The sequence below is a fragment of the Pseudoxanthomonas sp. 22568 genome, from assembly GCF_052044485.1.
Taxonomy (GTDB): Bacteria; Pseudomonadota; Gammaproteobacteria; order Xanthomonadales; family Xanthomonadaceae; genus Pseudoxanthomonas_A; species Pseudoxanthomonas_A beigongshangi.
The window spans coordinates 340,911-353,818 of sequence record NZ_JBQENC010000004.1; the positions used below are offsets into that span (position 1 = coordinate 340,911).

Annotated in this window: 15 protein-coding genes and 1 riboswitch; of the genes, 11 read left to right on the top strand and 4 right to left on the bottom strand. The window is 68.9% G+C overall.

All coding sequences use genetic code 11. The features are described from left to right. Positions 1-86: 86 nt before the first annotated feature. Both lolA and ACTJI2_RS07415 read left to right on the top strand, forming a co-directional pair. On the top strand, positions 87-713 hold the full coding sequence (lolA, locus tag ACTJI2_RS07410; RefSeq protein WP_183641475.1) for an outer membrane lipoprotein chaperone LolA: 627 nt from the start codon (positions 87-89) through the stop codon (positions 711-713). 198 nt (positions 714-911) lie between these two features. Continuing rightward, positions 912-2,213: a replication-associated recombination protein A gene (locus ACTJI2_RS07415; protein WP_183644648.1), complete on the top strand. Its 1,302-nt coding sequence runs from the start codon at positions 912-914 to the stop codon at positions 2,211-2,213. Between the two features lie 33 nt (positions 2,214-2,246). Here ACTJI2_RS07415 and crcB read toward each other — a convergent pair whose 3' ends face one another. Next, positions 2,247-2,633, bottom strand: coding sequence for a fluoride efflux transporter CrcB (gene crcB / locus ACTJI2_RS07420; RefSeq protein ID WP_318289017.1), 387 nt, complete (start codon positions 2,631-2,633; stop codon positions 2,247-2,249). Positions 2,634-2,688: 55 nt separating this feature from the next. Continuing rightward, positions 2,689-2,754: riboswitch (Fluoride riboswitch) on the bottom strand. A gap of 366 nt (positions 2,755-3,120) precedes the next feature. Here crcB and ACTJI2_RS07425 point away from each other — a divergent pair. The 5 genes from ACTJI2_RS07425 to ACTJI2_RS07445 all read left to right on the top strand — a co-directional run bounded on the left by ACTJI2_RS07425 (position 3,121) and on the right by ACTJI2_RS07445 (position 7,508). Continuing rightward, complete coding sequence (locus ACTJI2_RS07425) at positions 3,121-4,299, top strand: hypothetical protein (RefSeq protein WP_218533993.1); 1,179 nt, start codon at positions 3,121-3,123, stop codon at positions 4,297-4,299. A 135-nt stretch (positions 4,300-4,434) separates the two neighbouring features. Continuing rightward, entirely contained in the window at positions 4,435-4,917 is a 483-nt protein-coding gene (locus ACTJI2_RS07430) for a hypothetical protein (RefSeq protein ID WP_225562229.1), read from the top strand. Next, on the top strand, positions 4,914-5,606 hold the full coding sequence (locus ACTJI2_RS07435; RefSeq protein WP_249887765.1) for a C39 family peptidase: 693 nt from the start codon (positions 4,914-4,916) through the stop codon (positions 5,604-5,606). The genes ACTJI2_RS07430 and ACTJI2_RS07435 overlap by 4 nt, the downstream gene beginning before the upstream one ends. A gap of 1 nt (position 5,607) precedes the next feature. Then, the gene (locus ACTJI2_RS07440) at positions 5,608-6,117 is read left to right on the top strand and encodes a hypothetical protein (protein ID WP_141452939.1); all 510 of its coding nucleotides are present in this window, start codon (positions 5,608-5,610) and stop codon (positions 6,115-6,117) included. 26 nt (positions 6,118-6,143) lie between these two features. Beyond that, positions 6,144-7,508 carry an acetate kinase gene (locus ACTJI2_RS07445; RefSeq protein ID WP_440841604.1) on the top strand — a complete coding sequence of 455 codons (1,365 nt, stop codon included), beginning with the start codon at positions 6,144-6,146 and terminating at the stop codon, positions 7,506-7,508. Positions 7,509-7,523: 15 nt separating this feature from the next. Here the strand turns inward: ACTJI2_RS07445 and ACTJI2_RS07450 are convergent, their stop codons facing one another. Beyond that, entirely contained in the window at positions 7,524-9,176 is a 1,653-nt protein-coding gene (locus ACTJI2_RS07450) for a GMC oxidoreductase (protein ID WP_318289023.1), read from the bottom strand. Between the two features lie 191 nt (positions 9,177-9,367). On the opposite strand from ACTJI2_RS07450, the gene ACTJI2_RS07455 reads away from it, so the two are divergent. Then, the gene (locus ACTJI2_RS07455) at positions 9,368-9,907 is read left to right on the top strand and encodes a hypothetical protein (RefSeq protein ID WP_192197811.1); all 540 of its coding nucleotides are present in this window, start codon (positions 9,368-9,370) and stop codon (positions 9,905-9,907) included. A gap of 34 nt (positions 9,908-9,941) precedes the next feature. Here the strand turns inward: ACTJI2_RS07455 and ACTJI2_RS07460 are convergent, their stop codons facing one another. Together ACTJI2_RS07460 and ACTJI2_RS07465 are read right to left on the bottom strand one after the other, a co-directional pair. Further along, positions 9,942-10,379, bottom strand: a complete 438-nt coding sequence (locus tag ACTJI2_RS07460; RefSeq protein ID WP_192197812.1) for a hypothetical protein — start codon at positions 10,377-10,379, stop codon at positions 9,942-9,944. A 6-nt stretch (positions 10,380-10,385) separates the two neighbouring features. Continuing rightward, the gene (locus ACTJI2_RS07465) at positions 10,386-10,547 is read right to left on the bottom strand and encodes a hypothetical protein (RefSeq protein ID WP_192197813.1); all 162 of its coding nucleotides are present in this window, start codon (positions 10,545-10,547) and stop codon (positions 10,386-10,388) included. On the opposite strand from ACTJI2_RS07465, the gene ACTJI2_RS07470 reads away from it, so the two are divergent. Genes ACTJI2_RS07470 through ACTJI2_RS07480 form a run of 3 tightly spaced genes read left to right on the top strand, consistent with a single transcriptional unit; the run spans position 10,537 to position 12,778 of the window. Then, entirely contained in the window at positions 10,537-11,205 is a 669-nt protein-coding gene (locus ACTJI2_RS07470; RefSeq protein WP_192197814.1) for a secretin and TonB N terminus short domain protein, read from the top strand. The two genes, ACTJI2_RS07465 and ACTJI2_RS07470, sit on opposite strands and share 11 nt — an antisense overlap. Next, entirely contained in the window at positions 11,202-11,738 is a 537-nt protein-coding gene (locus ACTJI2_RS07475; protein WP_192197815.1) for an RNA polymerase sigma factor, read from the top strand. Before ACTJI2_RS07470 ends, ACTJI2_RS07475 begins: the two co-directional genes overlap by 4 nt. Next, complete coding sequence (locus ACTJI2_RS07480) at positions 11,738-12,778, top strand: FecR family protein (RefSeq protein ID WP_192197816.1); 1,041 nt, start codon at positions 11,738-11,740, stop codon at positions 12,776-12,778. The genes ACTJI2_RS07475 and ACTJI2_RS07480 overlap by 1 nt, the downstream gene beginning before the upstream one ends. Positions 12,779-12,908 lie beyond the last annotated feature (130 nt).

Consider the following 12,908-nt stretch of genomic DNA (forward strand, 5'->3'; position numbering starts at 1 on the left):
GGAATCCGGGCCAACGCGATGCGCCTCATTCAGACTCGCCGGGGCACACTCGGCGCCGAATCCGAACCCCAGACCTTGCAGACGCCATGATTCGAATCGCCCGTCCCGCCGTCCTCATCGCCGCCGCGCTGTTCGCCGGCAACGCCTTCGCCGGCGCCCGCGACCAGCTCAAGGCCTTCACCACCGGACTCAAGGGCCTGGACGGCCAGTTCGTCCAGCAGGTCCATGACGGCGGCGGCAAGCTCAAGGAAACCTCCAATGGCCGCGTCGCGCTGTCCGCGCCGCGCCTGTTCCGCTGGGAATACAACAAGCCCTACGAGCAGTTGATCGTCGCCGACGGCAAGCAGGTGTGGGTCTACGATCCGGATCTGAAGCAGGCCACCGTGCGCGAGCAGGGCATCGAGGAGCAGAACAGCCCGCTGTCGGCGCTGATCGATCCCGGCAAGCTGGACCAGCAGTTCAACGTCAAGGAAACCGGCAACCAGGGCGGCCTGGAATGGCTGACCCTGACCCCCAAGCGCGAAGGCGACGCCAACTTCCAGTCCGCGCGGCTGGGTTTTGATGGGAAGGGCCTGGCGCAGATGGAAGTGATCGACGCGGTCGGCCAGCGCACCACCATCAAGTTCAGTGGCTGGAAGCGCAATCCGTCGTTCCCCGGCGGCACCTTCAAGTACGCGCCGGGTCCGGGCGTGGACGTCGTTGGCGGTTCCTGAGCCGCTACCGCAAGCACGCATCCGCCGGACCATCCAGGACCGGGTTCCCATCGGGAATCCGGTCCTTTCATTTTCACCGGCCGATTCAACGGCGCGAATGCGCCGCGCGGACGGTAGAATCGGCGGGTGGCACGATCCCCGAAAACACGAAATCCGTTCCCGCAGGAAGCGGATCTGCTGAGCGTCGATCGCTCGGCGATGCGGCCGCTGGCCGAACGCATGCGGCCACGCACCCTGGACGAGATGGTCGGGCAGCGCCGGCTGCTCGCGCCCGGCAGCGCGCTGCGCCGCGCGGTCGAGTCCGGGCGCGTGCATTCGATGATCCTGTGGGGACCGCCGGGCTGCGGCAAGACCACCCTGGCGCTGCTGCTGGCGCAGTACGCCGATGCCGAGTTCCAGGCCATTTCCGCTGTGCTGTCCGGGTTGCCGGACGTGCGTGCGGTGCTGGCCGAGGCGGCGCAGCGTTTCGCCGAAGGACGGCGCACCGTGCTGTTCGTGGACGAGGTGCACCGCTTCAACAAGGGCCAGCAGGACGCGTTCCTGCCGCACATCGAGCGCGGCACCATCCTGTTCGTCGGCGCGACCACCGAGAACCCGTCCTTCGAACTGAACTCGGCATTGCTCTCGCGCTGCCGCGTGCACGTGATGGAGGCGGTCTCGGCCGATGACATCCGCCACGCGCTGCGCCGGGCGGTGGATGACGGGGAACGCGGCCTGGGCGGGCAGGACCTGCAGGCCAGCGATGAGGCGCTGGGTGAAATCGCCGGCGCCGCCGATGGCGACGTGCGCCGCGCGCTGACCCTGCTGGAGATCGCCGCCGAACTGGCGACGGGCGAGGACAACACCATCACCCCGCAGACCCTGCAGCAGGTGCTGGCCGATCGCACGCGCCGTTTCGACAAGGGTGGCGAGCAGTTCTACGACCAGATCTCGGCACTGCACAAATCCATCCGCAGTTCCAATCCGGATGGCGCGCTGTACTGGCTGGCGCGGATGCTGGACGGTGGTTGCGACCCGGTCTATCTGGCGCGGCGGTTGACCCGGATGGCGGTGGAGGACATCGGCCTGGCGGATCCGCGCGCGCTGCAGATGGCGGTGGATGCCTGGGACACCTACGAGCGATTGGGCAGTCCGGAAGGCGATCTGGCGCTGGCGCAGGTAGCGATCTACCTGGCCAGCACGGCCAAATCGAATGCCGGCTACAAGGCCTTCGGGATGGCCAGGCAGGACGTGCGCGAACACGGCACCCAGGAGGTGCCGCTGCACCTGCGCAACGCCCCGACCAAACTGATGAAGCAGCTTGGCTACGGCGGCGGCTACCAGTACGACCACGATGCCGAAGGCGGCATCGCGCTGGACCAGACCGCGTTTCCCGATGCGATGGGGGAGCGCGTGTACTACGAACCGGTCGAACGCGGGCTGGAAATCAAGCTCAAGGAAAAACTCGATCGCCTGCGCGAGGCCAGGCGCGAGGCGAGGGCGGGCAAACCCCGCAAGTAAGCGGGCGGGAATGCATTGTCCGGATGTGGGGAATCAACCCGTCACGCCGCGCAGCACCCGCACCGTCACCAACCCCAGGCCGGTCATCAGCAACGAACCCAGCACGTGCACGGCGATGAGGGCGAACGCCCAGCCGTACTGCAACCGCAGGATCAGCTGCATGGCTTCGGCGGAAAAACTGGAGAAGGTGGTCAGTCCACCGAGCAGGCCGGTGATCACGAACAGGCGCCATTCCGGCGCCAGCGCCGGATGGTGGGCCAGCCAGCCCATCGCCACGCCGATCGCGTAGCCGCCGATCAGGTTGGCGGCGAGCGTGCCGAGCGGCATCTGCGCATGCTGCGGATTGAGCCAGACGCTCAGGCCCCAACGCGCCCACGCGCCGAGCGCGGCGCCCACTGCAACGGCCAGGAAGGAATGCATCGCCGACTTCTCCAGAAAGGGAGCGATGGCGCATGCCCACCGCCCCGGATTGCGGGTTTCGGTAGGCATCATCAGCCGGCGCGCCGGCGGTTCGGGGAGGCATGCCATCTCCCGGGGCGCACAGCCTAGCATCGCCGCCGAGGTCCGTCGAAGACTTCGGACGATACGCAAGAACGGCGCCTATCGGCTTGATCCGGCAACCGATTGTCGGCGCGCCAGGGGGCGTATTCGGCGGCAGACGAGCGGCATGACGGTTAACGAAACCCTAACAAATGCCCCCCGGCTGACTAACGTTTCCTATGTGAGCGTGACCAACGTCGTTTTTTAGCGCCTCCCCTGGGCGCCAGAACGACTCAGGAGATAAATCATGTGCACGCGTAAGACTCTCATTGCATCTGCAGTGTTACTCGGACTTGGTCTCACGGGACAGGCTTTCGCACAGGCAACCAACACGGAAAACGGACCTGGGGCCGATACGCTCGTCGCGGTGGACTTCGACGCCACCGACAGCAGCACCCACGACGGCGACAATCGCAACAACGACGGCGTGGCGTATGCCGATGGCTACGGCACGGCCGCCGCCAACAATGGCGGGACGGCGACCGCCACTTTCTCCAACGCGTTCAACCACAGCAAGGCGGTGGCCGAAACCAAGCTCATCGGCTCCGTCAGCGGGGTGACCGTGCATGACATCGGCAACGTCGCCAAGAACTGGGGCGATGCCAACGGTGGAAGTGGCGGACGCGGTGGCGCCGGTTACGGTGGTGACGGTTATGGCGGTGAAGGCAACGGCGGACGCGGCGGCAACGGCGGTGCCGGCGGCAGCGGCGGCAGCGGTGGCGATGCCATCAACGGCAGCGCCAGCGCCGGCGATGTCAGCAACGGCGGCGCGTCGGTCGGTGACGCGGTGGCCGGCAATGGCGGCAACGGCGGACGCGCCGATCACAACCGCGGCGGCCGTGGCGGAGATGCCGGTGCGGCCGGTGGCTGGGGCGGTGGCGCCAGCGGCGGCTGGGGCGGCGATGCCGCCAGCGGCAGCGGCGACACGCTCGCGGCCGATGGCGCGGCGGGTGGCGATGCCAGCTCCAATGCCGGACGCGTGCGCGAGCGCGGCGCGGGTGCGGCCACGGGTGGCACCAGCACGGCGACCGGCGGCGACGGCACCTCCGGTGGTGCGACCGCGACGGGTGGATCCAGCAGCGCGACGGCGGGCGCGGGTACGGGTGGTTCGGCCACCGGTACCGGCGGCGACGGCACCGCGACCGGTGGCGCGGGCGGCAGCCTGACCGCGACCGCGGGTGACGGCGGTGCGGGCGGCTCGGCCACCAACGGCGACGCCACCAATGGCAGCGCTTCGTCCACGGCCAGCAATGGCGACGCCACCGCCGGCGACGGCGCGATGGGCGCGGTCGGTGCCGAAGGCGGCACGGGCGGCGATGGCAACGGCGGTGTCGGCAACGGCGGCGTCGGCAACGGTGCGACCGGCGGTGCCGGCGGCATGGGTGGCTCCGTCGCCAACGACGCGGGCACCTTCAACATGTCCAACACCATGAGCAGCGTCGGCCAATCGGCCGCCGGTGTGATGGTGGCTGCGCAGAACAGCGGCGTCGCGTCGCTGATCCAGCAGGGCATCACCGTGCAGGCCAACCTGACCGTAGGTCCGTAAGCGCTCCCCGGGCGCGCCGGGGCCGCTTCGGCGGCTCCGCGTGCCATGCGCAGGACGATCCCGCCGCCCCCGCGGCGGGATCGACAGGGGGCGCGTGGCAAGGGCGTGCCTGGATGGAACGCATGGCAAGGGAGCATGACCATGCAGACCCGATATCGCTTCGTGCGGCGCCAGCGCGCCGCACCCGCCTTGCTGTTCGTGTTGTTCGCGCTTTTCGCCGGAGGAAGCGGCAGGGCCGCGGCGGATGAACCCGTCGCCCCTGCAACCGGAACCGCCCCGGCGATGCCGGAAATTCCGGTCTCGGCCATCGATCCGCCGGCGAGTTGGCTGGTGGTGAAACCGCGTCCGGTCAGTGACATCGGCGCACCGGTGGACGTGGCGCGACTGGCCGGGATGCGCGGTGGCGAGGATGACCACGGCAGCGTGGTCGTCATCGATGTCGACGGCACCGTCGACGGCAACACCGCGCATCACATCGACAGCGGTGGAAACACCATCACCCAGGGCGCCTTCGACAATGCCAACGGCATCAACACGGTCATCCAGAACACCGGCACCAACGTGCTCATCCAGAACGCGATGGTGGTGACCGTGAATTTCGCGGATCCCGCGCGGTGAACGCCGCCCGGGCCGCCGTGGCGCTGGCCATCGCCGCATTGGCTTGTGGCGGCGTGCCGGCGGCCGCGGCGGACATGGACGTGCGCGCGCCAGGTGGTGCGTACCAGGTGCGGGTGACCAGCCTGAAGGAAGCCCGCTTCCGCACCACCATCCCCCAGCAGTTCGATTTCAGTTGCGGTTCGGCGGCGACCGCGACCCTGCTGACGTTCCAGTATGGCCATGCGGTCAGCGAACAGGATGTGTTCGTGCGCATGTACACCTACGGCGACCAGGCGCGCATCCGCAAGGAGGGCTTCTCGCTGCTGGACATGCGCCGCTATCTGCAGTCGCAGGGATTCGAGGCGGACGGCTTCGAACTGCCGCTGGAGAAACTGCAGGAGGAAGGCGTGCCGGCAATCGTGCTGTTGAACGATCGCGGCTATCGCCATTTCGTGGTGGTCAAGGGATTGAAGAACGGACGCGTGCTGCTGGGTGATCCGGCACGCGGCACGCGGGCGATGCCCAAGTCGCGGTTCGAGGCGCTGTGGGACAACCGCGTGCTGTTCGTCATCCACAACCGGCGCGCGCAGGCGCGCTTCAACCAGGAACGCGACTGGCGCACGGCCCCGCCGGCCCCGCTGGATATCGGTATCCAGCGCGATGGCCTGCGCGGCATCGCGGTGCCACGACGCGGTCCGGGAGACATCTGACATGGACAGAGCATTGTTTTCGAGCCTGCTCGCGCTGGCCCTGCTGCTGCCCGCGGCGGCCGCGCCGCTGGGCGCGCGCGGCGACGACGGGAACGGCTTGGGCGCCGAGTGGACACCGATCGATCCGGCGCGGCTGGACGGCATGCGCGGCGGCTTCCAGTTGCCGTCCGGCGCGACCCTGTCGTTCGGTATCGAGCGGGTGGTGTACGTCAACGGTGAACTGGCGGCCAGCACCGCGGTGCGGGTGGCCGATCTGTCGCGGCTCAGTGCGGAGGAGGCGCGCGCGTTGGGCGAGTTCAGCCAGGGCATCGTGATCCAGCGCGGCGACGGCAACCGTTTCGAGCCGATGCGCCTGCCCGGCGGCGTGGTGATCCAGAACACCCTGGATGACCAGCGCATCACCACCATCACCCGCCTTGAGATCGACAGCCCGGTGCTGGGTGCCTTCCAGGGCATCAACGCCGGGGGAGCACTGCAGGACGCCCTCAACGGCACGGCCGGTACGCGCTGAAACCACCATCGCCAAGGAGACACCCGATGAAGCGGACGTCGAATGCTCGCCGCAAACCGCTGGTTCTCGCCCTGGTCCTCGCGTTGACGGGCGGTACGGCCTGGGCGCAGGAAGCTCCCGTCGCGGGCGCGCAACCACCCGGCGATGGCGAGGAGCGGCTGGATGGCCTGCAACGCCAGATCAACGAACAGACGCGCCAGCTGGAGCAGACCCGGCGGGCGCTGGAGCAACAGCAGCAGGCGCTGGCTCAATTGCAGTCGGCGCTCAACGAGGAAGTCCTTGCGAACGCGCGTGCGCGCGGCGCCCCCGCGCCGGCGGTGATGCCGGTGCTCGGACAGGCACCGTTGCTCGCCGCGCAGAGCGCGCCGGCGCAGGCCACCCCGGCCGCGCGGCCCGCCCCGCAGCCGGTGGGGCAGGCCCCCGAATCCGATTCGCGTCCGCCGGAGGTGGCGCAGATCTTCGACCAGCCCGGCGTGCTGACGCCGCCCGGAAAGTTCGTGCTGGAACCCTCCCTGCAGTACGGCTATTCGGCGAACGATCGCGTCGCGCTGGTCGGTTACACCGTGATTCCCGCGATCCTGATCGGGCTGATCGACGTGCGCCAGGTCAAGACCACCACCGCGGTGGCGACCCTGACCGGACGCTACGGCCTCAACCGGCGCTTCGAGCTGGAAGCCAAGCTGCCGTATGTCTACCTCGACGGCGACACCGTCAGTCGCGAAATCTTCACCGGATCGGCGCAGGACCGCGTGTTCAACGCCAGCGGCAATGGCATCGGCGATGCCGAACTGACCGCGCGCTACCAGATCAACCGCGGTGGCCCGGACAAGGCGTTCTACATCGGCTGGCTGCGCTACAAAAGTCGCACCGGCAAGGACCTGTTCGACGTGGTCACCGATTGCGTGACCCGTTGCGTGGGCAACACCACCGGCACCGGCCTGCCGCTGGAGCTTCCCACCGGCAGCGGTTTCGAAGCGCTGCAGCCGGGCGTGACCTGGCTGTATCCCTCGGACCCGGTGGTGTTCTTCGGCAGCTTGAGCTACCTGCACAATTTCAAGCGGCGCAATGTCTCGCGCCTGCTCGTCGACGGACAGCGCGAGCCGCTGGGCGACATCGAAGCCGGCGACATCATCGGTTTCAACCTGGGCATGGGCCTGGCGCTCAACGAGAAAGCCGCCATCAGTATCGGTTACGACATGAACGTGGTCGGCAAGACCCAGCAGAACGGACGCGACGTGGCCGGCGCGGTGCGGGTGACCCTGGCCACGTTGCTGCTCGGCGGCACCTATCGCTTCAGCGACAGGGTTTCGCTCAATGTCGCGCTGGGCGCTGGACTGACCCGGGACACGCCGGATGTGAGCTTCACCGCGCGCGTGCCGATCACCTTCTGAGTACGGGTCGGACGGCTACAGCAGGAACAGGCAGTCGCGCAGGTGTTCGGCCAGGCGCATGCTGAGCGCGACCAGGGTGAAGGTGGGAAAGGCCCAGCCACCGGTCGGAAACACCGAACTGCCGGCGACGTGCAGATTGTCCACGCCATGCACGCGCAGGTTCCGATCGACCACGCCATCGGCGGGGTCGTCGGCCATGCGGGTGGTGCCCATGTGGTGGGCGGTGCCCTGCAACTGCGGCGCGCGTTCGTCGTGCAGCCAGGCGTCGGCCTGGAAACGTCCGCCGCAGGCCCGCGCCAGTTCCTCGCCGAACAGGTGCGTGGCGGTCCGGTAGGTGTGCCAGTCGAGCGGCGTCAGCCGCCAGTCCACGCGCACGCGGCGTTGACCGAGCGGGTCCAGATCGTCGCCCAGGCGCACCCGGCTGTCGGGATTGGGCGCCTGTTCGAAATAGCCGACGACATCGACATGGTCGGGCGGAACGATCGGGCGATCGGTCAGCCGGTTGAACATGCCGCGCGCCAGATCGCCCATGCCTGGCGCCAGTTGCAGGGCGAGGCGGGCGAGGTTCTCCTGAGGAGGCGGCGGTGCCTCGTTGCCGCTGCCGAAGCGCAGCGCCTGCGACATCTGGCCTTCCAGCGAACCTCCCTCGTCGGGACGTGGTTTGCGCAGCGCCGAACGCAATCGCCGCGCCGCGTGGATGCCGCGCGGCACCTGGCCTTCCACCGCCACCGGCCGCACGCGTCCGCTGAGCATGCGATGGGCACGCATCGCGTCCTCGGACAGGCACAGTTCGGGGAATACCGGCGTGGGCCCCTTGCCCCCGGAACGATCGTAGGGACGGGTAAGCGGGGTGACCGCGCGCGCATGCAGCGTGCCCAGCCGGCCACGCGGGTGATCCATGAAGTAGCGTCCGACCAGGTCCTGTTCGTTGCCCAGCCCATGCGGCACGGACGAGTTCGACAACAGCAGCAGGCGCGCGTTCTCGATGCCGCCGCAGGCCAACACGTAGCGATGCGCGCGCACCTGGCCGCGCTTGCCTTGCAGTGAGCCGATGCGGGCGGCATGCACGTGCTCGCCACCTGCATCGGACAGCAGTTCCAGCACGTTGGCGTGCAGTACCACCTGGATGTTGGGCGCGCGCTCCAGTTCGGCGCGATAGGCTTGCCCGAAAAATACCGGACTGAGCACGAAATTGCGGTTGACCAGGCGATCGCCCTTGAAACTGGGCGGGCGCCGCGCCGGTGCGCTCAGGAAACCGCCCGCCTCGAAGTCGTGCCCGTCGATGGCAAGCAGATCGCGCGCGCGGGCGTAATGGGGTTCCAGTTCGGCATAGGAGATCGGCCAGCCGCTGTGCGGCACCCAATCACGCGCGGCGAGATCCATCCGGCTCAACGGGATGCAACCGCCGCCCCAGGCATTGGTACTGCCACCGAATGCGCGCAGGCGGCTGGCGGCGGGATCCAGTTGCGGATTACCGATCGAATCGCCCGCGTAGAGGTCCTGGGTCTCGGCATCGCCGGCCATGCCGCCGCCCACCAGCAGGCAGACACGGACCGCCGTGTCGAGGTAGTGGCGCGCGATGGCGATGCCGGCGGGTCCGGCACCCACGATGCACAGGTGGGCATCGAAGTCGTCCGGCGTCGCGGCGTGGCGATAGTCGATCAACACGCCCGGGCCTTCCGCTTGCGACGGTTGCGTGGCTTCCTCATCGGAATCGCCTCGACCAGCCGGGAAGGGCCGGCACACTAGGACTGTTACGCGAAGTGCGGCAAAGGCAGGCCACCGCGTCGATTCCTGGCCGCCATCTCCCTGTCATGCAAGGCAGGCAGAGTCATCGGGTTTGGAACGGGAATCCGCCGATGAACGGCCTGCAAGACGAAAGGAAAGACCGGCCGACGCCGCAACCGCAGGCGGGTGCCGACACGACGCGAAACGGAACGGGCGGCTGGCTGCGGCGCCTGCTGGGTGCGGCCATAGCCTGGACCACGCTTGGCGCCACGGTCGGGGCCACCGCACAGGATCCGGTTCCCCAGCACTGGCTGGCGTATGCGCAGCAAGCCGGCACCGAACTGCAACGCAGGCTGGGCGAGGACAGCGTTCCCGCCAATCAATTGCACGACTGGATGGAACGTTCCGCCAGCCTGCCGCAGCGGCAGGATCCGGTGGTGGTGAAGCTGTGGATCGCGGCCAATGGCCGAATCATCCGCAGCGAGTTCACCTCGCTGGGCGACGCGGAAGCGGACGCCGCGCTCGAATCGTTGTTGCAGCCGCCGCTGGCGCAACCGCCCGCCGACATGCGCCAGCCGTTGGTGCTGGGCCTGTCGCTGCGCGAATCGGCGGAACCGATGGAGCCGGCGGGTCCGGGTGCCCACGCGGGCACCAGCGGCACTTCACTCTGAGGCATCCGTCGCGTCGCTTGCCTGGCGCAATCGCTCAGCGTCCGGGAATCACCGGCTTGGGCGACGGCGGCGGTGGTCGCTGCGGCTGGGTCGACGTGCCGAAAGTGTTGCCCATCCGCTGCTGGGTGGCGGCGCGATTGGCCAGGCCTAGCTTGGTGGGCGGCTGGCGCACGATGCGCTCGGAACCGGTGAGGTTCGCATCGGGGGAGGCGGGCGGCGTGGGCGAGGTCATCAGTTGTCCCAGGCACGCGTAGTCGGGCACGCGCTCGCCATTCACTTCCACGTCGACGCAGCGGGTGTCGGCGGGCTTGGTGGATTTGGCGGGCGCTGGTGTCGATGCGGAGTCGGTCGCCGGTGGCGTGGCGGGTATCTGCGTCGCCTGCGGTTCGGCGGCCAGCGCGGAGGAAACGAGCAGCGCCGCCGCGAATGGCAACAGGCGATGTGGGGAAAGATGGGGCCGGAGCGGATTCATGGCGTGTCACCGGACTGCAACGAAGGCGGAATAGTGTGCCGTGCTCGGCGTTTCGATACTGGCGCGTTCTGCCTGCAGTTTGATGACAGCTACTTGCGGAACGACCGCTGAACCCATCGCCGCCTGCGTGCGCGCGCCGACCGCGCGGCGAATGCCGATGCTTGCCATGCTGCTGGCCGCCGCGCTGGCACCGTTCGGCGTGGCGGCGAGGGAACCGGACGCATCGCATGACTTCAATCTGTCGGCGCAGCCGCTGGATCGCGCCTTGCAGACCTACGGACGGATCACCGGACTGGCGGTGCTGGTCGATGCGCGACTGCTGGCCAATCTGCATTCGGCAGAAGTGATTGGCCGCTATCGCGATGACGAGGCCCTGCGGAGGATGCTGGTGGGAACCGGATTGACCCCGCGCTTCGTCGGCGACGATGCGTTTACCCTGGTGATGTCGGGTGCCGACGCCGCGATGGACGAGCCCGCGCCGGAAACCATCGCGCCGGCGGCCACCGACAACCAGGACGCCGCCGCGCGCCGCCGTGGCGCGCGCATTCTCCAGCGCTCGCTGGAAGACGCGCTGTGCGGCGACGAATCGACCCGGCCCGGCGGCTATCGCGCCGCGATCCGGTTCCGGCTCGATGCGAGCGGCCGCATCCGGCAAGCGGAAATCAGCGAATCCAGTGGCGATGTCCTTCGCGACGCCGCGATCCTGGCGCGCCTGGCGGATCTTCCGTTGACCGGCCTGCCGCCGGATCTGCCGCAACCGATCACCCTGACCCTGTTGCCGGAAACCGGCCAGTCCACGCCGCCATGCCGGGGGCGGGAACGATGAGTGCCGGCCTGCGGGTACTGTTGCTGGATCACTACGAGGAATTCCGTCGGCGGTTGCGACGGCGGCTGGGTTCGGACGATCTGGCGCTGGATGCCCTGCAGGAAACCTGGCTGCGGGTGGAACGGATGCGCGAGGCCGCGCAGCCGGAACGCAATCCCATGGCCTACCTGTTCCGGATGGCGATCAACGCCGCCGCCGATCAGCGCGTGGCGCAGTCGCGGATCCTGACCGGGCTGGAAATCGACGCCTTGATGGACGAAGTGATCGACGAGCAGGATCCGGCGATCGTCGCGCTGGGCCAGGCCGATATCGCCGCGCTGGCGGAAGCCTTGCAGGAGTTGCCGCGCCGCCAGCGGGCGATCCTGCTGGCAGCGCGGGTGGAACAGGAACCGCTCGACGCCATCGCCGTCCGCCACGGTATTTCCCTGCGCATGGTCGGCAAGGATCTGAAGAAGGCGTTGCAGCACTGCGCGGACCGGCTGGACCGCCGGGTCGTGCAGCGGTTCGGTCCCGGCGCGGGAAAACAGTCGTGATGAATATGAAACCGGTCGAATCCGCTTCCCGGGAATGCGAACTGCGCGAACAGGCGCAGGCGTGGCTGCTGCGCCTCCAGTCCGGCCAGGCCACGGCCGCCGACGCCGATGCGTTCCGCCAATGGTGCAAGGCCGAGCCGGCGCACGTGCGTGCGTTCACCGAGGCGCGCCGGCTATGGAACGCGCTGGCGCCGGCCGCGGCATTGGCGGCCACCACCGCCATGACGGTGCCCGCGGCAGGCGAAGTGAACAGCGGAGGCGTCGCGGCATTGCCGCCCGCCGGCACGCATCGTGATGGCCGGCGTCCGCGCGCGATGCGGATGGGCCGGCGTGCGTTCCTGGGCGGCGCGGTGGCGGCCACGGCGGGCTGGTTGATCGCGCGTCCGCCGCTTGGCCTGTGGCCGGGCTGGGAGGAAGCCGCCGCCGACTATCGCACCACCGTGGGCGAATTGCGTGACGTCGACATCGCCGGAGTGAAGGTGGCGATGGGCGCGCGCACCGCGCTCAGCCGCGAAGGCGGCGCCGGCAACGAACTGCTGGAACTGGTCCAGGGCGAAGCACAATTCCGCACGCCCGAATCACCGGCCTCGCCGCTGCGCGTGCGGGTTGGCGATGGCCTGGTCACGCTGGCGCCGGGATCGCGCGTCAACCTGCGCTGTGTCGCCGAGGATCGTCGAATCACCTGCCTGTCCGGGCAGGCGCGGGTGGAGCAGGGCGGACGCGCAGTGGTGCTGGGGCCCTCGTGGCAGGCGCGGTTGGCGGAACGCCGGATCGCGTCGGTGGCGCCGGTGGACACGTCGCGGGTGGACGCATGGCGGCATGGTTTCCTGGTGTTCGACAACGAACCGCTGGCGCGGGTGGTCGACGAGATCAACCGCTACCGACCGGGCCGGATCCTCATCACCCGCGCCGAACTGGGCCGGCGCACCGTGCAGGCGCGCATTCCGATCCGGCAGGCCGACACCTTCCTCGATCTGGTCAAGGACGTCTACGGCGCGCGGGTGGTGCAGATGCCTGCTGGCGTGACCCTGTTGGGCTGATCGCATGGCCGGGCGACGGTGATGCCGCGCCTTTCGAATCTCGCGCTCGAATCCACGAATGCGCCTGCATCGAGGGCGTGGCGCGCTCGCGTGCACGCCGATTCGCTCGTCCGCACGGGCCCATTCGAAG

What these genes read in the sequence shown, in the direction of transcription:
- lolA (WP_183641475.1), top strand. Translation starts at nt 87, where the DNA reads ATGATTCGAATCGCCCGTCCCGCCGTCCTCATCGCCGCCGCGCTGTTC.
- ACTJI2_RS07415 (WP_183644648.1), top strand. Translation starts at nt 912, where the DNA reads ATGCGGCCGCTGGCCGAACGCATGCGGCCACGCACCCTGGACGAGATG.
- crcB (WP_318289017.1), bottom strand. Translation starts at nt 2,633, where the DNA reads ATGCATTCCTTCCTGGCCGTTGCAGTGGGCGCCGCGCTCGGCGCGTGG.
- ACTJI2_RS07430 (WP_225562229.1), top strand. Translation starts at nt 4,435, where the DNA reads ATGACCATGCAGACCCGATATCGCTTCGTGCGGCGCCAGCGCGCCGCA.
- ACTJI2_RS07440 (WP_141452939.1), top strand. Translation starts at nt 5,608, where the DNA reads ATGGACAGAGCATTGTTTTCGAGCCTGCTCGCGCTGGCCCTGCTGCTG.
- ACTJI2_RS07445 (WP_440841604.1), top strand. Translation starts at nt 6,144, where the DNA reads ATGAAGCGGACGTCGAATGCTCGCCGCAAACCGCTGGTTCTCGCCCTG.
- ACTJI2_RS07455 (WP_192197811.1), top strand. Translation starts at nt 9,368, where the DNA reads ATGAACGGCCTGCAAGACGAAAGGAAAGACCGGCCGACGCCGCAACCG.
- ACTJI2_RS07460 (WP_192197812.1), bottom strand. Translation starts at nt 10,379, where the DNA reads ATGAATCCGCTCCGGCCCCATCTTTCCCCACATCGCCTGTTGCCATTC.
- ACTJI2_RS07470 (WP_192197814.1), top strand. Translation starts at nt 10,537, where the DNA reads ATGCTTGCCATGCTGCTGGCCGCCGCGCTGGCACCGTTCGGCGTGGCG.
- ACTJI2_RS07465 (WP_192197813.1), bottom strand. Translation starts at nt 10,547, where the DNA reads ATGGCAAGCATCGGCATTCGCCGCGCGGTCGGCGCGCGCACGCAGGCG.
- ACTJI2_RS07475 (WP_192197815.1), top strand. Translation starts at nt 11,202, where the DNA reads ATGAGTGCCGGCCTGCGGGTACTGTTGCTGGATCACTACGAGGAATTC.
- ACTJI2_RS07480 (WP_192197816.1), top strand. Translation starts at nt 11,738, where the DNA reads ATGAATATGAAACCGGTCGAATCCGCTTCCCGGGAATGCGAACTGCGC.